General features: G+C 61.8%; 18 protein-coding genes and 1 other RNA gene. 15 read left to right on the forward strand and 4 right to left on the reverse strand.

Annotated elements, in window-relative coordinates; genetic code table 11:
- Positions 1-138: 138 nt before the first annotated feature.
- The 4 genes from ACN0SO_RS09895 (at position 139) to ACN0SO_RS09910 (ending at position 3,105) form a co-directional block, all read left to right on the forward strand.
- Positions 139-831 carry a TerB family tellurite resistance protein gene (locus ACN0SO_RS09895; RefSeq protein WP_417677087.1) on the forward strand — a complete coding sequence of 231 codons (693 nt, stop codon included), beginning with the start codon at positions 139-141 and terminating at the stop codon, positions 829-831.
- Positions 828-1,592 (forward strand): N-acetylmuramoyl-L-alanine amidase, encoded by a 765-nt coding sequence (locus ACN0SO_RS09900; RefSeq protein WP_417677089.1) that lies wholly within the window; start codon positions 828-830, stop codon positions 1,590-1,592. Before ACN0SO_RS09895 ends, ACN0SO_RS09900 begins: the two co-directional genes overlap by 4 nt.
- 250 nt (positions 1,593-1,842) lie before the next feature.
- Positions 1,843-2,433 carry a lytic transglycosylase domain-containing protein gene (locus ACN0SO_RS09905; protein ID WP_417677090.1) on the forward strand — a complete coding sequence of 197 codons (591 nt, stop codon included), beginning with the start codon at positions 1,843-1,845 and terminating at the stop codon, positions 2,431-2,433.
- Between the two features lie 282 nt (positions 2,434-2,715).
- Positions 2,716-3,105 (forward strand): hypothetical protein, encoded by a 390-nt coding sequence (locus tag ACN0SO_RS09910; protein ID WP_417677092.1) that lies wholly within the window; start codon positions 2,716-2,718, stop codon positions 3,103-3,105.
- Between the two features lie 24 nt (positions 3,106-3,129).
- On the opposite strand, the gene ACN0SO_RS09915 is transcribed toward ACN0SO_RS09910, so the two are convergent.
- The gene (locus tag ACN0SO_RS09915; RefSeq protein ID WP_417677094.1) at positions 3,130-4,749 is read right to left on the reverse strand and encodes a Na/Pi cotransporter family protein; all 1,620 of its coding nucleotides are present in this window, start codon (positions 4,747-4,749) and stop codon (positions 3,130-3,132) included.
- Positions 4,750-5,004: 255 nt separating this feature from the next.
- On the opposite strand from ACN0SO_RS09915, the gene ACN0SO_RS09920 reads away from it, so the two are divergent.
- The gene (locus ACN0SO_RS09920) at positions 5,005-6,570 is read left to right on the forward strand and encodes a class I adenylate-forming enzyme family protein (protein WP_417677096.1); all 1,566 of its coding nucleotides are present in this window, start codon (positions 5,005-5,007) and stop codon (positions 6,568-6,570) included.
- Here ACN0SO_RS09920 and ACN0SO_RS09925 read toward each other — a convergent pair.
- The gene (locus ACN0SO_RS09925) at positions 6,554-7,141 is read right to left on the reverse strand and encodes a TetR/AcrR family transcriptional regulator (protein ID WP_417677098.1); all 588 of its coding nucleotides are present in this window, start codon (positions 7,139-7,141) and stop codon (positions 6,554-6,556) included. The genes ACN0SO_RS09920 and ACN0SO_RS09925 overlap by 17 nt on opposite strands.
- A gap of 459 nt (positions 7,142-7,600) precedes the next feature.
- Here ACN0SO_RS09925 and ACN0SO_RS09930 point away from each other — a divergent pair, with 459 nt between their 5' ends.
- Positions 7,601-10,222: a DUF2339 domain-containing protein gene (locus tag ACN0SO_RS09930; RefSeq protein ID WP_417677100.1), complete on the forward strand. Its 2,622-nt coding sequence runs from the start codon at positions 7,601-7,603 to the stop codon at positions 10,220-10,222.
- A 46-nt stretch (positions 10,223-10,268) separates the two neighbouring features.
- Positions 10,269-10,656, forward strand: an RNA gene (gene rnpB, locus ACN0SO_RS09935) — RNase P RNA component class A.
- A gap of 291 nt (positions 10,657-10,947) precedes the next feature.
- Here the strand turns inward: rnpB and ACN0SO_RS09940 are convergent.
- Positions 10,948-12,435 carry a flavin-containing monooxygenase gene (locus ACN0SO_RS09940; protein ID WP_417677102.1) on the reverse strand — a complete coding sequence of 496 codons (1,488 nt, stop codon included), beginning with the start codon at positions 12,433-12,435 and terminating at the stop codon, positions 10,948-10,950.
- 33 nt (positions 12,436-12,468) lie between these two features.
- Complete coding sequence (locus ACN0SO_RS09945; RefSeq protein ID WP_417677104.1) at positions 12,469-12,915, reverse strand: cupin domain-containing protein; 447 nt, start codon at positions 12,913-12,915, stop codon at positions 12,469-12,471.
- A 161-nt stretch (positions 12,916-13,076) separates the two neighbouring features.
- On the opposite strand from ACN0SO_RS09945, the gene ACN0SO_RS09950 reads away from it, so the two are divergent.
- The 8 genes from ACN0SO_RS09950 to mraY all read left to right on the forward strand — a co-directional run bounded on the left by ACN0SO_RS09950 (position 13,077) and on the right by mraY (position 22,102).
- On the forward strand, positions 13,077-14,078 hold the full coding sequence (locus ACN0SO_RS09950) for an AraC family transcriptional regulator (RefSeq protein WP_417677106.1): 1,002 nt from the start codon (positions 13,077-13,079) through the stop codon (positions 14,076-14,078).
- Between the two features lie 361 nt (positions 14,079-14,439).
- Entirely contained in the window at positions 14,440-14,910 is a 471-nt protein-coding gene (mraZ, locus tag ACN0SO_RS09955) for a division/cell wall cluster transcriptional repressor MraZ (RefSeq protein ID WP_417677108.1), read from the forward strand.
- Positions 14,910-15,947, forward strand: a complete 1,038-nt coding sequence (gene rsmH / locus ACN0SO_RS09960; RefSeq protein WP_417677476.1) for a 16S rRNA (cytosine(1402)-N(4))-methyltransferase RsmH — start codon at positions 14,910-14,912, stop codon at positions 15,945-15,947. The genes mraZ and rsmH overlap by 1 nt, the downstream gene beginning before the upstream one ends.
- A 1-nt stretch (position 15,948) precedes the next feature.
- Positions 15,949-16,305 carry a cell division protein FtsL gene (gene ftsL / locus ACN0SO_RS09965; protein WP_417677110.1) on the forward strand — a complete coding sequence of 119 codons (357 nt, stop codon included), beginning with the start codon at positions 15,949-15,951 and terminating at the stop codon, positions 16,303-16,305.
- A 10-nt stretch (positions 16,306-16,315) separates the two neighbouring features.
- Positions 16,316-18,028 (forward strand): peptidoglycan D,D-transpeptidase FtsI family protein, encoded by a 1,713-nt coding sequence (locus ACN0SO_RS09970; protein WP_417677112.1) that lies wholly within the window; start codon positions 16,316-16,318, stop codon positions 18,026-18,028.
- An 84-nt stretch (positions 18,029-18,112) separates the two neighbouring features.
- Positions 18,113-19,582 carry a UDP-N-acetylmuramoyl-L-alanyl-D-glutamate--2,6-diaminopimelate ligase gene (locus ACN0SO_RS09975; RefSeq protein ID WP_417677114.1) on the forward strand — a complete coding sequence of 490 codons (1,470 nt, stop codon included), beginning with the start codon at positions 18,113-18,115 and terminating at the stop codon, positions 19,580-19,582.
- Positions 19,579-21,009, forward strand: a complete 1,431-nt coding sequence (locus tag ACN0SO_RS09980) for a UDP-N-acetylmuramoylalanyl-D-glutamyl-2,6-diaminopimelate--D-alanyl-D-alanine ligase (RefSeq protein ID WP_417677116.1) — start codon at positions 19,579-19,581, stop codon at positions 21,007-21,009. Before ACN0SO_RS09975 ends, ACN0SO_RS09980 begins: the two co-directional genes overlap by 4 nt.
- 10 nt (positions 21,010-21,019) lie before the next feature.
- Complete coding sequence (mraY, locus tag ACN0SO_RS09985) at positions 21,020-22,102, forward strand: phospho-N-acetylmuramoyl-pentapeptide-transferase (protein ID WP_417677118.1); 1,083 nt, start codon at positions 21,020-21,022, stop codon at positions 22,100-22,102.
- The last annotated feature ends 3 nt before the right edge of the window (positions 22,103-22,105 follow it).

Genomic DNA, 22,105 nt, shown 5'->3' on the forward strand with positions numbered 1-22,105 from the left:
GAATTGGAACGGAATGACCTTCGCCCTTTCTTTTTATCCCGGCGACCCACCGGTAAAACCCGATGAACCCAACGCGAAACAGGCATCGCCGGGCATGGCGGGGATAGTGCCGGGCAGACGCAGAGCCAGGAGCCGTATGTGAGCGTTTGGAGCAGTTTGGAGACGATTGTTGCCGCCATTCAGACAGGCGGTGCGCAGGTTATCGACCGCCTGGTGCAGCTGGTGCTCTCGCGGCCGGAAGGCACGAACCGGGTGGGTTTCACGGTCGCCATGATCGCGCTCTCGGCGAAAATGGCAAAGGCCGACGGCGTTGTGACCACGGATGAGGTTCTTGCTTTCCACGAGCTTTTCCATGTGCCGCCGGGCGAAGAACGGAACGTTGTCCGCCTGTTCAATCTGGCGCAGCAGGATGTCGCCGGATTCGAGGTCTACGCCAAAAAGCTGGCTGATCTGTTTCCCTATGACCGAAAGACCCTGCTCGATATTCTCGACGGCCTGTTCTACATCGCCAAGGCGGACGGCGTCGTTCACCAGGACGAGATCAGCTATCTTGCCCGGGTCGCCGAGGTGTTCGGTCTGGACGATCGCGAATTTTCCAGGGTGCTGGCGCGCCATGTGCGGGAAAACAGCGACCCGTACGAAGTGCTCGGGCTCGGGCACGAGGCAAGCGACGAGGACCTGAAGACGAAATACCGGAGCGAGGTGCGCGATACCCATCCGGACCGGCTGATCGCGCGCGGCGTTCCCGAAGAATTCGTCCAGATCGCCAACGACCGGCTGGCGGCCCTGAATGCCGCATGGGCGCAGATTCGGGCGGAAAGAGGCCTATGAGTATAGCCACCGATACCGGCGTGAAAGCCAGGGTCCATCCATCACCCAATCACAACGATCGGGCCGGCGACGGGCCGATCGACATGCTGATCCTGCATTATACGGGCATGCCCGATGCCGAAGGCGCCCTGCGGCGGCTGTGTGATCCACGCGCCGAGGTCTCGGCCCACTACATGGTCTACGAAGACGGAGCCATCGTTCAATGCGTGCCGGAGGCAAGGCGCGCCTGGCATGCGGGGAAAAGCTTCTGGAAAGGCGAAACCGACATCAATTCCCGCTCAATCGGCGTCGAGATCGTCAATCCGGGCCATGACGGAGGGTATCCGGACTTTCATAAGGTTCAGATCGATGCGGTGATCGAACTGGTTCGGGACATCTGCAGCCGCCATTCCATCCCGCCATGGCGTGTGCTGGCCCATTCGGATATCGCACCGGACCGGAAGATGGATCCGGGCGAGAAGTTTCCATGGGGTCTGCTGGCGCAGCATGGCATCGGCCACTATGTGGACCCGGTCCAGGCGTCCGGCGGCATTTTCATGCAGGAAGGCGACAGCGGCCAGCCGGTCGAGGCCATCCAGTCCATGCTGGCCATTTACGGCTATGATGTCGCGATCACCGGTGTTTTCGACGAGCGGACCAGGAATGCGGTGACCGCCTTCCAGCGGCACTTCCGGCAGGCGAAGGTCGACGGGATCGTCGACCAGTCGACCGTAGAGACCCTTCATGCGCTGTTGGCGTCATTGCCGTCGCTGAACGCATAAAGCGGGTATCTGGCCGCATCGGCGGGATCGGCCTTTTGCCGGATCCTTGCCTTATTCTGCCCCGCCTTCGCCCGAAAGGGGGCAAGTTCCGCGCAAATTGCGTAAAAATCTCCATAAATTGCCGTGTGATCTGTAATATTTTGAAATATTTCGTGATCTGAGCGGGCCGATTTTCGTCCCATAGCGCGGTCATGTCTCTGCGCCTCGAATGAATTCCTCAACTACTCAAACAAGAACAAGGACACAACGAATGTTGCGGTCTATGAAAACACTTGTCGGAGCGCTCTGCCTTTTTGCCTCCGCCTTCTCCTTTTCCGCTCACGCGAACGAGGCATCCGGCTCCGGCCTGAAAACCTTCATTTCCGGAAAATTCGGAAACGAAGCAGAAGTTCCGAAAAAAAACACGGTGGCGAAGAAAGGCCGGCATGCCCGGGTATCCAAGCAGGCCGCTGCGTCCTCGCCACGCTCCAAGAACTATGCCCGGCTGATCCGCACGGCTGCCAGGAAACACGGCGTGCCGGAGCGCGTCGCCCTGGCCGTGGTTCAGGTCGAAAGCAATTTCAATCCGCGCGCCCGCGGCAGCGCAGGCGAGGTCGGGCTGATGCAGATCAAGCCTGCGACCGCGCGCGGACTGGGTTTTCGAGGCGCTTCCAAGTCGCTCTACGATCCGCAGACCAATCTCGAATGGGGGATGCGCTATCTTGCCGGTGCCCACAAGCGGGCCTCCGGCGATCTGTGCGGGACGATCCTGCGCTACAATGCCGGCCACTTTGCAAAACGCATGAATCCGGTGAGCCGTCGGTACTGCAGCAAGGTTAAGGCTATCCTTGCCTCAATCTGACGTAAGTGTTGATTGTGATTAAAACTTCGGATTGCGCAGAAATGTTGCTGCGTAGGCCGTTTTTATTTCCATGTTTCAGTTTTGTTCCGCGCAGGAGGTCAGTCAATTTACATTGATACTTTACCGTGCGGAGTACTACGTGCAGACGGCAGCGTCAGAATGCATATGATGGTTCTGTGACAGTGAGCATACCCTTGTGTAACCAAAGACGTGAACCGGCTGAACCGCTCTGACGGGCGGCAATCCGGGCACATCGGTATCGGTGACCCGGGAGGAAAAGCCATGCTGACGTTCAGGACCTTTCTGTACATCGTTGCATTTTCTTTTTTCTGCGGAGTGGCAGGCGCTGGCGATCTCGCCGAACAGGATGCAGGCAAATCCGTCAATCCGCCGGTTCTGGCGCAATCGGCAGACGGCGGGCAACCTGCTGCCCAACCGTCGGCCAAACCATTTGCTCCGGTATCGTCGTGGATCGGGGCAGCCGTTGCCCAGTCCTGTCCCGCGGCCGATCCCGGCGAGGCCCTGTGCGGCTATTTCAGCGGGTATTGCCGCTACTGCGATACCAAGTATCCGCACTACTGCCCGTCCAACAACACCTGCTACGAGTATTTTACCGGTGCCCAGGAAGCTTGCGGAAACAACTATGTGATTTGCGGCGGGCCGGCGCAGTAGGCAGGGACAAGGCGGTCCGCAGCATCAGTCGTCGGTCTCAAGCCGGGCTTCCTGCGCGAGCGGTGCTGCGGGTATCGCTCCTTCCGCGACCAACTGGTGATGGGTGACCCTCCAGATGTGATAGGCGACCCTGTGCAGCCAGCGCATCGCGTCGAGGCGCGCCATGGCATCGTCGGTCGCAATTTCATCCCGCGAAGCCTTGTCAATCGTCTCGGAGCGATAGCTGTGCCGGCTTTCGCGAAGTTCCTTTCTGAGAAGATTGAAGTGGGCCGCCGTCTCCGGCGTCATGTCCGTCTGAGAAGCGGCGTCGAGTGCGCGCCTGAGATCGGTGGCCTTTTTATACAGGACCGGATCCGCATCCAGGGTCGCGATCCGCTCGGTCTGGCGACAGCGGTGCAGCAGGCGTTCCAGGTGATCGAGATCGTGAAACAGTGCGCGGTGCTCGTCGTAAAGGGCTCCATCTGTCGTCTGCGTGCGGATTTCTCCGGCAAAAGACCGGGCGGTTTCGACGGCCTGTTCGAGGGTTTCCAGTTCCCTTTCGGGATGTGCCGGTTTCGGTTTTCCCAACAGAGAGGAGAGGTATTTCATGGCGCTCCGGTTGATGTCTCTTACCGTGACGCGCGCAGCGTCCAGAGCGGCGGCTGGATCCTTCAGCAGGCTTTGGTCCAGGCGGGCCGCCAGATCCGGCCCTCGCGCGGGAACCAGCAGCGTGACCAGGCGCGCGAACTGCGGGGTGACACCGATCACCAGCAGGACGCCGAGGATGTTGAACATGCTGTGAAAGGCGACAAGGCCGATCTGGGGATCGAAGCCGATCGGGCCGGCTTGCAGGGACTGCGCGATATTGCCGACAAGGGGCAGAAGGAAAAAGGCGATCACGCCGGTAAGCAGATTGTAGATGACGTGGGCATAGCCGGTTCGACGGGTCGCGACCGAGCCGCCAACGGTGGCAAGTACCGCGGTGGCCGTGGTTCCGACATTCATCCCGACCACGAGCGCGGCGGCCTGCGGGAAAGTGATCGCGCCTGTTGTGAGCGCGACCAGGGCCGTGGCAACGCCTGCGCTGGACGATTGGGCGACAATTGTGACGGCGGCGCCGATCAGGACGAGTTCGAACCGGCCGAACCATGTGTCGCCCGGGAAGATATCGGGACTGACGCTGCCTTCGAAATAGGCCATGCCGTCCTGGAGGGCGCTGATACCTACGAACAGGAGGCTGAAGCCTGTCAGCACCGTTCCGAATGTTTTCCAGGCCCCGGGGCCGAAAATCTTCAAGAGCACGCCGATGAACACGAGCGGTAATGCGATCACTTCGAGCTTCAGCTTGAAACCGAGGATGACGACCATCCAGCCGGTGACCGTGGTGCCGATGTTGGCTCCGAAAATGACCCCCAATGCTTGAGGGAAGGTCATGAGCCCGGCGCTGACGAAACCGACCGTGGCAACGGTGGTTGCGCTGGAGGATTGCAGAAGGGCAGTCACAATCGCCCCGGTGACAGCCCCGCTTCGCGGCGTTTTCGTCGACGTCCTTAGGATGTGCCGAAGCCTGTTGCCGGCCAGGGACCGAAGGCCGTCGGTCATGAGTTGCATGCCGAGCAGAAACAGGCCGAGGCCGCCCAAAGCAGTCAGAACGGACGTGTACATGTCGTGCTTCTAGTCTTTTCGTTGTTGTTGTTTTATTTGCAAATCTCTACCCACAGACGACTTCAGGGTCGACCGCGGGGCAGAGCATTTGCGAATTCTACCGGCAGGAGGATAACGGAACGTATTCTGCCCGACTGCGGCTTATGAACAATTTTTGCCGGCTTTGGATGGAGCGCGCCTCTATCAGGCGCTGGCGCCTTTTGCATAATTGTACTGGAAGAGTGGCACCTTGATGCCGCCAATTGGGAGGATTGCATGAACGTTGCCATCTGGCTTCAGCGGACCGCGCAGATCTATCCGGAAAGACCGGCACTCTACTCCGGCGACCGGTTGACCGCGACCTATTCGGCCCTCGCGGAGCAGACCCGCAGGCTCGCCGGCGGACTGGCGGACAAGCTCAACCTGCAGCCGGGCGATCGGATCGCAATCTACATGCCGAACAGTCCCGACTACCTGACCCTGCTTTATGCGGTCTGGCACGCCGGCGGGGCCGTGGTGCCGATCAACTACAAGCTCCATCCCAAGGAAGCCGCATTCATTGTGGCAAATTCCGGTGCCAGGGCCGTCTTCGTGGCGTCCGCCGCGACAGCGCGCGATCTGCAGGCCGCTCTCGATGGCAATGCTGACGGCCTCGAACTCATCGAACTCGACGGCGGTCGTTTTCGCGATCTGCAGGCCGCGCAACCTCTCCCGGAGCCGGCGGCTCGCGCCCGGGTCGATCTGGCCTGGCTGTTCTACACATCCGGTACGACAGGTCAGCCCAAGGGGGTGATGATCACTCACGGCAATATCCACGCGATGAGCTTTTCCTATTTCGTCGATGTGGACGAGGTCCGGCCTGACGATGTGGCGCTGTACGCCGCCCCCATGTCCCATGGCGCCGGTCTCTACAATTTCATGCATGTGCTGCGTGGTGCCGCCCATTCCGTGCCGGAAAGCGGCGGCTTCGATCCGGCGGAAATCCTGTCGCTGGGGCGATCCCTGAAGAGCGTACACATGTTTGCCGCACCCACCATGGTGCGCCGGCTGGTGGACCGGGCGAAAGCGGAAGGATCCGACGGAGAAGGCATAAGGACCATCGTCTACGGCGGCGGGCCCATGTATGTGGCCGATATCGAGGACGCGGTTGCCGCCATGGGGCCACGGTTCGTGCAGATTTACGGTCAGGGCGAATGCCCGATGACGATCACCGCCCTGCCGCGGGAGATGGTGGCCGACCGCACTCATCCGCGCTGGCGGGAGCGGCTAGGCTCGGTGGGCTTCGCCCAATCCTGCGTCGAGGTCCGGATCCTGAAGGAAGACGGTTCGTCTTGTGCGGTCGGCGAGGACGGGGAAATCGCGGTTCACGGCGCGGCCGTCATGGCCGGGTACTGGCGGAACGGGGAAGCCACGGAAAAGTCCCTTCGCGACGGCTGGCTGTGGACCGGGGATGTGGGGCGGATGGATGCGGACGGCTTCGTCACCCTGACGGACCGGTCGAAGGACGTCATCATCTCCGGCGGCACCAACATCTATCCGCGCGAGGTCGAGGAAGTCCTGCTGCAGCTGGAGGAGGTCGCCGAGGTTTCGGTGATCGGCAGTCCGGATGAGGAATGGGGAGAGGTGATTGTCGCCTTCGTCGTGCCGAGAGACGGGGCCAAAGTCACGCAAGCGGATCTGGATGCCCATTGCCTTGCCAACATGGCCCGGTTCAAGCGGCCGAAGAGCTACTTCTTTATCGATGCGTTGCCCAAGAACGCCTATGGCAAGGTCCTGAAGACCGACCTGCGTCAACGCCTGGCAGAGACGCCTAGCGCACGATGCTCTAGGCCTGCTCTATGAAATCGGCTGCGGTTTCCGCGGCAAGCAGGATGGAGTCATCGTCTACCCCCGCCGTTGCCATGGCGTTGAGGCCGAACAGGACCGAAGTCATATAGGCGTGGATCGCTTCCGCATCCATCCGCATCGGGCGGGTGGTCCTTTCCACAAGCAAGGATGCCTTGTCCGCGATGCGAAGCATGACGTATTCGGCCATGGATTGCAGCTTTTTAGCGTGATCCGGGCAGAGTTCGGGAGGCGCGGCAAGGGCGGACAGAAGCAGGCAGCCTCGTCCGTTGTTGCTGGTCATGAACGCACCGACCTGGCGCAGCATGCCCGAGAGGCCGGTTCGTGGATCCGGGTTTTGTTCCAGTTCGCCGACGACCAGTTTCGTGACGTCTTCGACATAGCGTTCTATCGCTGCGATGAAGGCGCTTTCCTTGCTGCCGAAGGCAGCATAGAAGCTGCCGCGTTTGATGCCGACGGCCGCCTGGAGGTGATCGATGGACGTCGCCTCGTAGCCTCGGTCCCAGAAGACCTCGACGAAGGCATCGATCGCAGTGTCGTTGTCGAAACTTTTCGGGCGGCCTGCCACTTTCTACTCCATTAAACGGCTCGTCGGTTCGGAAATGCGGATGACGTACTCCGACATGTCGTAACGGCCCACCTTAATATCACCCCGGTTCATTACCTAGGCCTACTCACACTTCAGTGAGGGGGCAGCGATTACCGGCATGTTTTGGAGGGAGATCCTCAACATTCCTGCAAGTGAATATGTAAACTCTGAAATATCGCTGTTTTGGTTCTCTTTGTGAAGCGCTTTACAGTCGGAAGCGACGGTGTTTTCGACGTATTCCCTTGAGGCCTGGGCCGGTTCACTGCAATAAATTGTCGGGAGCGAGGAATCGCCGGCTTCAAGATCCGGGAAACGGTCGTGATGCTTCTGGCCAAACCGTGAGGGAGACGGGCTTTGGAAGTTATTTTTGGTCTGGCGGTTCTCACGGCTCTTTTCTTTGTCATCCTACTATTTGTACTTGCCTATCAAGTCACCAGTTTGAACCGAAAGTTCCGCAGACTTCAGGCGGAACTGGACGTCATGAAATCCGGGATCGGCGGCGGCCGCCCGGAAGCCGGACCTGAACAGAGGCAGGACCGGGCAACCAGCCCGGCCGTCGAGACGGTTTCTCCGGCCGAAGAAGCGCCGGCGGCAGCGCAGCCCGAATATTCCGAAGCCTCTCCCGAAGTGTCGGAAATTCCCGCTGCAACAGCCGGGGCGCCGGGGCGTGAAACCATCATCGGAGGCAAATGGACCGTTTGGGCCGGCGGTGTCACCCTGGCCCTGGGCGGCGTGTTTCTGGTGAAATACGCGATTGAAAACAGCATTCTCGGTCCGGAAGTACGGCTCCTCCTCGGCGCGCTGTTCGGGTTTTTTCTGCTTGCTGCCGGCGAATGGAGCCGGCGCAGACCGGGCCAGTTTTCCTTTCCCGGTTTCGAGGTCGCCAACATTCCGGCAACCCTGACCGCAGCCGGCACGGTGGCGCTTTTTTCGGTCACCTATGCGGCCCACGGTCTTTACGGATTTATCGGTCCCGGGCCGGCCTTTCTTCTCCTCGGTGCGCTGGCGTTGATGGCCATGCTGGCCGCTTTGCTCCATGGAGCTGCACTCGCGGCCCTCGGTATCCTCGGCAGCTATGCCGTGCCGTTCATGATCAGTTCGCCCAGCAGCGCGCTTTTGCCGGTGGTCTTGTACGTTCTCGCCGTGTCGGCGGCCGGCGTGGCGATCGGCAGGTTCCGCCTGTGGCTCTGGCTTGCGGGCAGCGCGATTGCCGGTCTCATCGGTTACGGGCTTCTGTTTGAGGTTGCAGCCGCCAATGGCGACAGGCTGTTGCTGATCCTTTATGCGGCGGGCGGTATTGCGATTGCCTATTTCGGCTTCGTCTGGAAACTGCATCCGGCCGATCCGCAACGAGCGGAGCCGGTCGATTATGCGGCGACGGTCGTCCTGTCGCTTTTTGCCCTGCCTCTGGCGGCCCATGTCCAGTTTTCCCATGCGGGCGGCGCCTATCTGGCCGAGGCTTTCCTTTTGATCGTCCTGCCGTTTACGGCCGTCTATTTCCATTCGGCCTTGCGCCTTGTCCTGTTCGCGCCGCTGCTCGCCGCGCTCTGGTCGTATTACCGCATGGGCGTGCCTCTCAATGTCTCCGACGTTCTCACCGGCCCGGACTACGGGACCTGGCCAGGGATCATTACGCCGTTGCCGGCAGAATACCGGGAGGCGCTCTCGGCGTTCTCGCTATACGGCGCCTGCGCGGCCTTGTTCATGACCGCGCTGGCGGCCGTCGGTTCCTGGCGTTCCGCGGCCAGGACATACCTTGCCAGCGGCGCGGCGCTGGGCGCGCTGGGCCTGCTGTCGATCGCCTATCTGCGGGTCGAGAGCTGGCAGGTGTCCTGGAGCTTCGCCGGTCTGGCACTGGCAATCTGCATCGTGTTCCTCGTTATTGCTGACCGGTTGAAACGCAATGCCGGGCTGCCGGAAGGAGGGGGCGGTTGCGTTGCCGCCTGGCTGGTCGGCGCCCTTTCGGCACTCACTCTTGCCGCCTGTTTCGCCCTGGAGGAAGCCGCCTTGACGGTTGCGCTCGGCCTTCTGGTGCCCGCTTTCGCCCTCGTTTACCGGCGCTATCCGGAGCCGGCGCTGAGATATCTGACCGCCTTTGCCGCGATCCCCTATGTGCTGCGCCTGATCTGGGATCCGTTCATCGTCGGCGAGGCGCTGGGAACGACGCCGATCTTCAACGCGCTGCTTTACGGCTACGGCGTTCCCTGTCTCGGGCTCGTCTTTTCCGCGTACCTGCTCACCGCCAGGGGACATGACTACTCCGCCGGGCGGATGCAGGCCGTTGCCATCGTCTCGGTGGTGGTCACCCTGGCCATGCTGGCCCTGCACTGGGTGGATCCGCATTTCCGCTTTGACGCCTGGCAAGCGAAATTTCAGGCGGCGGCGATGCTGGTCATTATCGGCGGCGCGGTTTCGCTCGGCCTTACGCGGTTCCTGCCGGGGGAGCGCGGGTCCGTGCTGGAACAGGCGTCCATCTGGATCGGTGCGGGCGGCATGGTCTATGGCGCGCTGGAGCTGTTCATCGAGTTCAATCCGCTTGTGACCGGCGCGCCCGTCGGATCGGGGATCGTCGTCAACTGGGTGAGCTTTGCCTACGGCCTGCCGTTCCTGCTGTTCGGCATCCTTGCCCGGCAGGCGTGGCGGGTGCGACCGAAGCCCTATGTTCTGGCCGTTGCCCTCTTTTCGGCCGCGATGGGCTTTGCCTTCGTCAATCTCACCATCCGCAACATTTTCAGTCCGGATTACCTGATCGCCGAGCCCGTTTCGGACCTGGAAAACTACGTCTATTCCATCGTCTGGCTTGTGGTCGGTGTCGCCTGTCTTCTCGCCGGGCTGGTGCGGAATTCCCTCTTCCTGCGTCAGGTCTCCGGCGTGGTGATCGGCCTGGTGGTGCTCAAGGTGTTTCTTGTCGACATGTCGGCGCTGGAAGGCGTCCTGAGGGCGCTCTCGTTCATCGGGCTCGGCCTGACGCTGATCGGCATCGGCTACCTCTACCAGAGAATGCTGCTGCGGCCTTCCGGGGAAGCGCGGGACAGCGAGGCCAGCGCAGCGGAGTTTTGATCCGCCTTGCTTGACCTGCCCCGCATTCCCAAATAAGGCAGCAGAACCAGTCGGTCGGACAGCCGCTGCCGCAAGCGCCGAAAGGCCGTGGCGGAGGAAAGTCCGGGCTCCAAGGAGACACGGTGCCGGGTAACGCCCGGCGAGGGCGACCTCAGGGAAAGTGCCACAGAAAGCAAACCGCCGCGGACCTGTTCGCGGTAAGGGTGAAAGGGTGGGGTAAGAGCCCACCGCGCCGCCGGTAACGGAGGCGGCATGGTAAACCCCACCGGGAGTAAAACCGAATAGGGGCAGCATGGGCGCAAGCCCGGCCGGTTTCCAGGCTTGCTGCCCGGGTAGGTTGCTAGAGGCGTTTGGCAACAGACGTCCCAGATGAATGGCTGTCACGTCCGCGCAAGCGGGCCATACAGAACCCGGCTTACAGGCCGACTGGTCCTTTTTTCTGTCTATTCGGGACAGCGCGGTTTGCGGTGAATAACCCCGCTTTCCGACGATTTCTTTAAGCAACATGACAAAGCTTGATTTCGTCATCCCGGACGCAGCGTAGCGGAGATCCGGGACCGGCGAGCCGAGGTCTTTGTCCGTATCACTCTGTTGAATTTGGAAGGCCTCTGCCTCTCCGGCACCGGCTCGCGCTTTCGCTTGGCCGGGGTAACGTTGGAGGGAATGAGACTTTATCAGCAGTCGGAGGCACCCGAGAACGGGCGCCTCCGGAAGAATAGCTGCCCTCACCCCGCCTGATATTGCGGGGCGCTGGCCAGGTAGGTGCCGTAGGCCTTGGCGTTCGGGTAGGAGAACTGTTCGGCGAGCGGATTGGAGCGTTTGTGCTTTCGTGCGCCGATATCCGCCAACAGCTCGTCGAAATGCTTGAAATGGAACGGTGCGGAGCACAGGCCGCCGTAGATCTGGGCGGCGGGGCGTTCGTTGCGTCTCCAGTTCAGCATCATCTCTATGTTGTCGCGCATCTCTTTGTCGGTCGGCTGATGGGCCAGCTGGCCGTCGCAGTACCGGACCAGCCAGTTCGCGATCATTTCGGCCGACAACACCGTGCAGAAGCTGGAATTGAAGCCGACGAAACCCATGTCGGGCAGGTCCGGGTTCACGGAAAGCCGGTAGACCCGGTACTGGCCGTCCGGCTCGATCAGCTTGTCCTGGTACTCCTGAGAGAGATACGGCACGCCGAGTTTCCAGCCGACCGCAAGGACGGAGAGGTCGCAGGGAACCTTGTCACCGTTGGTCAGAACCGCATGTCCGGGCTCGTAGTGGTCGATGGTGCCCCGGACCGGTTTGATCGAACCGTCGTTGAAGCCCTCGAAGAGACCGGGGGTCACGATCGGAACCGAACAGGAAATCTCCTTTTCGATCGGCACATCGGGCACCATGTCCCATTTCTTGAGCCTGAGCTGGGTCTTGAGCAGCATCTCCAGGCCGCGGAAATTGGCCCAGATCAGGGGCTTGAACACGGCGGCGATGACCCGTGCCAGGCCTGAGCGCCCCCATGAATTGAACTGCTGTTCCTGCGCGCGCATGTAAAGCAGGCGCTTGAAGTTGATGCCGCCGACGAAGTAGGGCACCCGCCAGACCGGCTCGCGGTAGACGAGCGTCACCGACTTCGCGCCGCTCTTCGCCGCATTCACCGCAATATCCGTGGCCGATTTCGATCCGCCCAGCACCACCACGTGTCTGCCTTCGGCCATTGCGCTGTCGGTGTATTCGGAGCTGTGAATGACCGTGCCCCCGGCGGAAGTGAATGCGTCCTGGCCGGGATGGGTGATGATGTTCTTGTCGGAGAATTGCCCCGTGCAGACCGCGACGAAGTCGAAATCCTGCTCCCAGGTCTTGCCGGCAGCCTCCAGCGTCAGTGTCCAGCCGGGCTTGCCGTCCGCGCGGCGGTCCATTGACTGCACGTTGGTGTTCAGCTGGAACAGCCGCGCCAGCTTGTGCTTGTCGGCGTAGGAATGCAGATATTTGTGAACCTGCGGTCCCTTGGGCCATTCCGGATAGTCGTCCGGCATGGGCAGGTCTGTGTAGCAGTACAGCTCCTTGGGCGACTGGGTCTGCACGTCCGGATAGGACCGCGACAGCTCCCAGACGCCACCGAAATCGTGGCTGCGTTCAAAACCGATGACGCGGTGGCCGCGTTCGTCGAAGGCCTTGGCCGCGGCAAGACCGCTCACGCCGCCGCCGATGACGGCGACAGTCTTTCTGTTGATCATGCTCATGTTCCTTTCGCGTGACGCCGGGCCGTGTCAGGCCTGATCGGGCGGCGGCAGGAAGTCCACTTCGTGCAACGCGGACAGGCGCACGAGTTCGGCCGGATCGGTGACGCCGTCGAGCGCTTTGAACAGATCGAAGAGTTTGCGCGAGGGCGCGACCCCGAACACGCAGGTCGCGGTCTTGCCCGAGCGGTTGAAGATGCCGTGGGCTTCGCCCATCGGCATGCGCACGGTATCGCCAGGGCCGGCCTTGTGAACCTGGCCGCCCATCTCGACTTCCAGATCGCCCTCCAGCATGACGATCCATTCGTCCTGGGTGGGGTGGATGTGCGGCGGGACAAAGGTGTCCGCCGGGATCACTGCATGCCAGACGAAGGCATTGGTGCTGAGGAGTTTCGGTGTGTAGGTATGGCCGACGACGTTCCAGGCGAGGTTGTCCAGACCGGCTTCAGCGCCGGTTATTCCTGCTCCATGTTGCATAGCTGTCCCCTTTTTTATGGTTTGACAGCCGTGAGCCTAAATCTGGCGCGACGCTTTCTTTTATCCAGATTGCGAAATTACTTGAGGGGTGGCGGCAAATTGCCACCTTGCGTCTTGTCGACCCGCTTGCAGCCTGACTTTGCGGCATCTAAACTTTTCCGATGTTGGCTGAAGATCAAAAGACCGTGCCGCTCAGCAGGTTTTGCCGGTTTCAGACGGCCGATCTCGACGAGGCACGCGAAATTGTCGCGAGGAACTTTTGCGCCCATCGCCTGGACATGGCTTCGGGCGGCGGTCTGTTCGATGCCTGTCAGAACCGGGTGGAGGGCCGGTCGATTTCGCTGAACTACATCCGCTACGGTGCGGACGTGGAGATCGAGCCGGGCGAGCTCGACAGTTTCTTCCTGATCCAGATACCGCTTGCCGGTCATGCCACCATCCGCAACGGCCGGACGACCGTTTCCTCCAATAGCCGTGTTGCCACGATCCTCAATCCGGACCGCTACACCGCCATGCGATGGCACGCGGGGTGCGAACAGCTTCTCCTACAGATAGACCGCAGCTATGTCGTCGAAATAGCCGAACGGATGACGGGAACGCCCCTCGACAGAGGTGTCCGTTTCTCACCCCGGATTGACCTCGAGCAGGCGGCGGCGCGCGACTGGTTCGTCAAGCTGCGCGCGGTGGTGCGTGCCGCCGAGGCCGGCGCGGTCTTTGCCGGCCGTGACGGATTGCAGCAACGGCTGGTTGAGGAAAATCTCATCGTGCATCTGCTCGAAACTCAGCCTAGCGGTATTTCGCCCCTTCTGGAGCGTCCGGTCTGCAGTTCCGCCCCGGCGGTGTTGAAACGGGCGCTTGCCATTATCAACGAGCGGTTCGCGGATCCCCTGACCCTGCTTGATATCGCAACGGCCGCGGGTACCACCCCGAGGACATTGCAGCTGGTCTTCAGAAAGGAACTGGGAAAGTCCCCGATGGAATGCCTTCAGGACCGCAGACTGTGTTTCGCAAGACATTTGCTGATTTCGGATGAGGGGCAAAGAAGCGTCGGGGATGCGGCCTATCTGTCAGGCCACAGGCATTTCGGGCGGTTTTCAAGCGCCTACAGGCGGCGTTACGGCGAACATCCAAGGCAAACCCTTCAAAACGCAAACGCCTTTTGAGCCTTTAAACCCGTTCATACACGCAAATTTTTTACCTTTTTCGGCCGGTTTCTCCCGCGTTTTCCGGCTTGCGGGCTCCGATTCCCTCTTTCTGTCAAGGCTTCGTTAATCTTAACAGGATCAAAATCGCTTTGATTGCTGACACTTGTCCGTAAGCAGGTCTACGACCATGGGATTCCATTGACGTCCCATAAGATCCCATGGTATCCCATAAAAACCCAGAATGGGGATTGGCGGCCCATATCAGGGCGGTCACGGCGGCTCATATTTGGTGTCAAACCAGGTCGGAAACCGGCCGTCTTCTTTCATTCAGGGGGAACTTGGGCTTGGTCAGGCAGTTTTGCCTGCTTAGAGGGGTGTTATGGCCGGTTTTGTGTCGCATTTTACCAACCGGCTGGATGCCAAGGGTCGTGTTTCGATCCCGGCACCCTTCCGCGCGGTTCTTGCGCGCGACGGCTTTGAAGGCCTTTACTGCATCGCCTCTCCCCATTGTCCCGCCATCGATGCGGGCGGCAACGAACTCCTGGGCGAAATCCAGACCCGGCTCGACGCTTTCGCCAAGCTGTCGCCGGATCACGACGCCCTGGCCGTGGCCCTTTTCGGCGCCAGCGAGACGCCGAAGATCGACGGCGACGGCCGGATCATGATTTCCGATATGGTCCGGGACCACACCGGGATAACCGATCAGGTCACCTTCGCCGGTCTCGGATACAAGTTTCAGATCTGGGAACCGGAAAAGTTTCGCGAGCATCGCGCGGAGGCCCAAAAGCGCGCGCTCGCGATGCTGTCGGGGCAGGTGGCCCCGACACCCTTGCCAGGAGGGCCGGCATGATGGCGCTGAGCGAAAGAAGCCCTGCTTCGGATGCCGGCGGACCTGTGCGTCATGTGCCGGTTCTCCTGAAAGAGGTTCTGAAATATCTCGATCCGAAATCCGGCGAGGTAATTGTCGACGGTACCTTCGGGGCAGGCGGCTACAGTCGCGCGCTGCTGGAGGCTGGCGCATCCGTCGTCGGCATCGACCGCGATCCGGATGCGATTGCGGGCGGTCAGTCCCTCGTCGATGAGGCCAAGGGGCGTCTGACACTCGTTCCCGGCCAGTTCGCCGATCTGGACACCCATGCGCGGGATGCCGGTTTCGAACATGTCGATGGCGTGGTTCTGGATCTCGGCGTGTCGTCGATGCAGCTCGATCAGGCGGAGCGGGGGTTCTCGTTCCTGCGCGACGGGCCGCTCGACATGCGCATGGAGCAGGCCGGTCCATCCGCCGCCGACGTGGTCAACCGGATGCCGGTGAAGGACCTGATCCGCATCATCGGCCTGCTCGGCGAGGAAAAGCGGGCGACGACCGTCGCCCATGCCATTGACAATGCGCGCAAGGAAAAGCCGTTCGAGCGGACCGCGGAACTGTCCGCCCTGATCGAAAAGGTGCTCGGACGGTCTCCGAAAAAGGCCCAGATCCATCCGGCGACCCGGACCTTCCAGGCGCTGCGCATCTACGTCAACGGCGAGCTTCATCAGGCGGCCCGAGCGCTTGGCGCGGCGGAACGGATCCTGAAACCGGGCGGACGGCTGGTTCTGGTCAGCTTCCACAGCCTGGAAGACCGGATCGTGAAGCGGTTCTTCCAGGATCGGACCAAAACCCGGGGCGGCGGTTCCCGGCACATGCCGGAGGAAGACGTGCCGCCACCGACATTCGAATTGCTCACGCGCAAGGCGGTGGAAGCGGAGGAGGCCGAAACGGAGGCCAATCCGCGCGCTCGCTCCGCGCGTCTTCGCGCGGGCCGGCGGACCGATGCCCCGGCGCGCGAGCTCGACATTCACGCGGCGGGCGTCCCAAGGCTTGCCGAATTTGACGGATTAGGAGGCTGAGATGGGACGCTATCTCAACATACTCTTCGTGCTGGCCGTCGTGATCGGCGCGGCCGCGGTTTATGACATGAAGCTTGCGGCCAAGAAATCGGCGTCGCGGGTTGCCGAACTGCAGCAGCAGATCGACGAGGAGCGGGAGAACATCCGCCTCCTCAAGGCGGAATGGAGCGCGCTGAATCAGCCCGAGCGGCTGCAGCATCTTGTCGAACGGTACAATTCCTATCTTCGGCTCCAGCCGCTGGACGTGAACCAGATCGTGTCGCCAGAGGATCTCCCGGTCCGTCCGGTGCAACTGAAGCCGGTCGGCGGACCCGATCCGATGGGCGGATACGCCGGCAATTCCCAGGTCATCAGGTAAGGGCGGCGGCATGGCGGTAACCCACGACACAGGTTCCATTCTTCAGGTTCGCCGCGCAAAACCGCGTCCGGTGCGTGGTTCCGTGTCTTCCAGCGCGGTCAAGTCCCGCGTCTACCTTGCGATGATGGCGTTTGCTTTCGTCTATCTGATGATCGGAGGCCGCCTCGTGCTTCTGGCCGAGATGGACGAAACACAGTCCCCGGCCCTGATTTCGGCGCAGGATTCCGTCGCCGCCTCGCGACCCGATCTGCTGGACCGCAACGGCGAGATCCTTGCTACCGATATCAAGACCGCCTCGCTCTACGCCGAACCGCGCCGTGTCCAGGATGTGGATGAGACCGTCGAAGGCCTGATGAGCGTCCTTCCGGACCTGGCTCCTGCCGTGGTTCGCCGCCGTCTGGAAAGCCGGGCCGGGTTTGCCTGGCTGAAGCGCGAACTCACACCGGATCAGGCGAACCGGATCCATAATCTCGGTCTGCCGGGCATCAAGTTCCTGCCGGAAAACAAGCGGTTTTATCCGGGCGGCCCCACCGCCGGCCATATTGTCGGGTCGGTCAATGTGGACAACCAGGGCCTGACCGGGATCGAAAAATACATCGATGACGAATGGCTGGCGGATCTGCAGAAATTCGGCTTCGCCTCCGACAGGTCGATGGAACCGGTTCGGCTCTCCGTCGATCTCCGGGTCCAGCACGTGGTGCGCGACGAACTGGTCAAGGCCATGGAGCGCTATCAGGCCATCGCCGCAATCGGTATCGTGCTCGACGCCAAGACCGGCGAGGTCGTCGCCATGTCGTCCCTGCCGGACTACGACCCCAACGACCGGTCCGAGGCCCTGGACAAGAACCGGCTCAACCGGGCGACCGGCGGGGTCTATGAAATGGGGTCGGTGTTCAAGACCTTCACCGCGGCCATGGCGCTTGATTCGGGGAAGGTTTCGATCAACGACAGTTTCGATGCCTCGCGCCCGATCCGGGCCGCGGGACGCACAATCCACGATTTCCACGGCAAAAACCGGATCCTCTCCGTGCCGGAAATCTTCATCTATTCGTCCAACATCGGCACCGCGAAGATGATGCTTGCGACGGGGATCGACAAGCAGCAGGAATTCCTCGGCCGGCTCGGCTTCCTGGAGCGACCGCATACCGAGTTGCCCGAAAATGCGGCTCCGCTGCTGCCGCCGAAATGGTCCGAACTGGCGGCCATGACCATTTCCTTCGGTCATGGCATTTCGGTGACGCCGATGCAGACCGCGGTCGCCGCTGCCGCCCTGGTCAATGGCGGAAACTTGTTGCCGCCGACCTTCTTCCCGCGCAGCAGCGACAAGGTCAAGGCATTGGGAAAACGGGTGGTTTCGGAAGGGACCAGCCGGATCATGCGCTATCTGTTCCGGCTGAACGTTCTGTCCGGTTCCGGACGGAATGCCGATGTGCCGGGCTATACTGTGGGCGGAAAGACCGGGACGGCGGAAAAGGTCGAGAATGGCGTTTATGTTTCCAACAAGCGCCGGAACTCCTTTCTGTCCGCCTTCCCGATGGACGACCCGCGCTACGTGGTGCTGGTGGTTGTCGACGAGCCGAAGCCTGAAAAAGGCAAGTACAGCGCGACGGCGGGAATGAACGCGGCGCCGACCGTTGGCGCCATCATTCGCCGTGCCGCACCGATGCTGGGCGTGATGCCGCGCTTCGGCGATGATGAACAACCGATTGAAATAAAATATTAAGGCTTCAAGCACCGGCGGGGTCGCAGCCGTTAACCGGTGTTTGAATGCCAACATGACGACGCACCAACCGGACGACCGTATGAAATGCATCTTGAAAAATTAGCGCGCGAGCTGGACCTGCCGGAAGGGGCGGGGACGGTCGATATTTCCGGTCTGACCGCCGACAGCCGTGCGGTAGAGCCGGGTTTTCTGTTTGCCGCCCTGAAAGGCGCAAGCACGGATGGTGCGCGCTTTGTCTCCAGTGCGGTGGATGCAGGCGCGGTCGCGATCCTGTGTGCGGAAGAGGCAGCCGACCGGGTGCGGGCCGATGCGGCCGGGCGCGCCGTCGTCCTAGTGAGTGCCGAACCGCGTCGCGCTTTCGCCCTGATGGCGGCGGCCTTTTACGGGGATCAACCTGAAACGGTCGTCGCGGTGACCGGCACGAGCGGCAAGACCTCCGTCGCCCATTTCGTGCGCCAGATCTTTCAGGCCGCCGGCCATTCGGCGGCAAGCCTTGGCACCATCGGAACCGTGACTGCGGACGGCCGCATCTACGGCGGGCTGACGACACCGGACCCGGTGGCGCTCCACAAGGAACTCGCGCGGCTGGCAAGGGACAAGGTCACCCACGCGGCGCTCGAGGCGTCCAGTCACGGTCTCGACCAGTTCCGCCTCGACGGGGTGCGCCTGACGGCTGCCGGTTTCACCAATCTCGGCCGGGACCATATGGATTACCATGCGACGGTCGAGGACTATCTCAATGCGAAACTGCGCCTGTTCCGCGATCTTCTGCCCTCGGGCGGGACGGTCGTCGTCGATCCGGGCGAACCTTACGCGGACCGCGTGCTGGCGGTTGCGGCGGAGCGGAAGCTGCCGGTCATCACCGTGGGCGAAACCGGCAAGGACCTGAAGCTGACGGGATTGCGCCAGACGACTTCAGGCCAGGTCCTGACCATCCAGACGGCGCGCGGGGATTACACAGTGACCCTGCCGATGATCGGACGGTTCCAGGTCTCCAATGCCCTGATCGCCGCAGGCCTGGCGATCGCCGCCGGCATCGAAACCGGCAAGGCGGTCAGATCGCTGGAAAGCCTGAAAGGCGCGCCGGGGCGGCTGGAATTCGCCGGCAAAACCTTGAGTGGCGGCACGGTCGTCATCGACTATGCCCACAAGCCCGATGCGCTGGAAAACGTGCTTGCGGCCTTGCGTCCGTTTGCGGACGGCAAGCTCATCGCCGTGATCGGGGCCGGTGGGGACCGGGACCCGGGCAAACGGCCCTTGATGGGAAAGATTGCCGCCGAGAGGGCGGATGTCGTCATCGTGACCGATGACAATCCGCGTAGCGAAGATCCGGCGGCCATCAGGAAGGCGATCCTGGAAGCGGCGCCCGATGCGCTTGAAATCGGCGATCGCGGCGAGGCCATCCGCGAGGGTGTACGGCGGCTCGGTCCGGGCGATATTCTGTGCGTGGCCGGAAAAGGTCATGAAACGGGCCAGATTGTCGGCAACACGGTACACCCCTTTTCAGACCACGAAGCCGTGGCCGAAGCCATCGCCCAGGGAGTTGCCCGATGACCGAACCGTTGTGGACCCGAGAAGCTTTTGTCGAAGCGACCGGTGGAGAAGTCTCCGGCGAGGTCCCCGACGCGATCACGGGCATTTCCATCGACAGCCGGACACTTCAGCCGGGCGATGCCTTTGTTGCCATCAAGGGCGACCGTCTGGAGGGCCACGATTACGTCGATGCCGCCCTGAACGCCGGAGCATCGCTGGCGCTTGTGGCCCGGGAGCGCATGGCCGATCTGCCCGAAGGCGGCCGGTACGTCATCGTCGACGATCCGCTCGACGCCCTCCGCCAGCTTGGCATTGCCGCCCGGGCGCGGACGGACGCCCGTATCGTCGCGGTGACCGGGTCCGTCGGCAAGACCGGAACCAAGGAAGCGCTTCGGCTGACGCTGGAACGGTCCGGCAAGGTGCATGCATCCGTTGCCTCCTTCAACAATCATTGGGGCGTTCCCCTGACGCTGGCACGCATGCCGGCCGACACGGAATACGGCGTGTTCGAAATCGGCATGAACCACGCCGGAGAAATCACGCCGCTGGTCAAGATGGTGCGCCCGCATGTGGCGATCATCACCACGGTGCAGCCGGTCCATCTGGAATTCTTCGGGTCGGTCGAGAAAATCGCCCAGGCGAAGGCGGAGATCTTCTCAGGTCTGGAGCCGGACGGCGTTGCCATTCTGAACCGGGACAACAATCAGTACGATCTGCTGAAGTTCCTGGCGACTGCGGCGGGCGTCCCGCGCATCGATACGTTCGGCGAATCCGCCGGTGCGGATTCGGTTGTTGAGAAGGTCTCGCGCCAGCCGGGCAGCTCCAGCGTGCAGGCGGTTATCCTCGGCAACGAGATCACCTACAAGATCGGCGCGCCGGGACGCCATCACGTGAAGAACAGCCTGGCTGTTCTCACCGCCGTCGTCGAGCTGGGCGCCGATCTGGCACTGGCCGGACTGGCGCTGGCGGAGATGCATGCGCCGAAGGGTCGTGGCGAAGTGACCCGGTTGAAGCTGCCGGAAGGCTATCTCGACCTGATCGACGAGAGCTACAACGCCAATCCGGCGTCGATGAAGGCCGCTCTGGAAGTCCTGAGCGAGGCTCCTGTTTCCCGACCGGGCCGGCGTATCGCCGTGCTTGGGGACATGCGGGAGCTCGGAGAACAGGCGGATCAGCTGCATGCGGGCCTTTTCGCCCATATCAGCAACGCGGCGGTCGATACGGTTTATTGTTCGGGACCGCATATGCATGCGCTCTGGGAGCTGCTGCCCAAACATCAGCGCGCGGCCTATGCGGAAGAGGCCGCCGGACTCCGCAACCGGTTGCTGGAAGATGTGCGCTCCGGCGATGTGATCATGATCAAGGGGTCGCTCGGATCGAAGATGGGGCCCCTTGTTGAGGCCCTGAAAAAGGAATATCCGCCTGCGGACGAAACCGTGGCGGCTTGAGGACCTTCGGATGTTTTATTTTCTCGGCGAGTTAGCCGACCAGATTTCTGCCCTGAACGTGTTCCGGTACATTACGTTCCGGACCGGCGGGGCGATCATGACGGCCCTGTTCTTCGTGTTCCTGTTCGGGCCGAGGATCATCAGCAGTCTGCGCCTGCGCCAGGGACACGGACAGCCGATCCGCGCGGATGGGCCGGAAGGTCATTTGCTGAAGCAAGGCACCCCGACGATGGGCGGTCTGATGATCCTGTCGGGCGCGCTTGTCGCGGCCCTTTTGTGGACGGATCTGTCCAATCCTTATGTCTGGATCGTGATCGGGGTGACGGTCGGTTTCGGCCTGATCGGATTTTACGACGATTATCTGAAGGTGACGAAGTCCAGCGCCAAAGGTTTCGGCGGCAAGGCCCGGCTCGGACTGGAGTTCCTGATCGCGGCCGCGGCCGCCTACGCGGTCACCCTTCTCGACAACCCGCCGTTTTCGACCTCCATCGGCTTTCCCTTCCTGAAGGCGGTCACTTTCAATCTCGGTCTTTTCTTCATTCCCTTCGCCGCATTCGTGATGGTTGGCGCCGGCAACGCGGTCAACCTGACCGACGGGCTCGACGGGCTTGCGATCGTTCCGGTGATGATCGCCTGCGCGTCCTTCGCCCTGATTGCGTACCTCTCCGGGAACGCGGTGTTTGCCGAGTACCTGCAGATCCACCACGTACCCGGCACCGGCGAACTGGCGGTCATATGCGGAGCGGTGATCGGGGCCGGTCTCGGCTTCCTGTGGTTCAACGCGCCGCCGGCGGCCATTTTCATGGGCGATACCGGATCGCTGGCGCTCGGCGGAATGATCGGTGCGATCGCCGTTGCCACCAAGCACGAGATCGTTCTTGCCATCGTCGGCGGACTGTTCGTTCTGGAAGCGGTTTCCGTGATCGCCCAGGTGATCTCCTTCAAGCTGACCGGCAAGCGGGTCTTCCGCATGGCGCCGATCCACCATCATTTCGAACTGATGGGCTGGACGGAGTCCCAGGTCGTGATCCGGTTCTGGATCATCTCCGTCGTCCTGGCCCTGATCGGCCTTGCAACCCTGAAGCTGAGGTAGGTG

The sequence above is a fragment of the Roseibium sp. genome (assembly GCF_048260565.1).
GTDB lineage: Bacteria > Pseudomonadota > Alphaproteobacteria > Rhizobiales > Stappiaceae > Roseibium.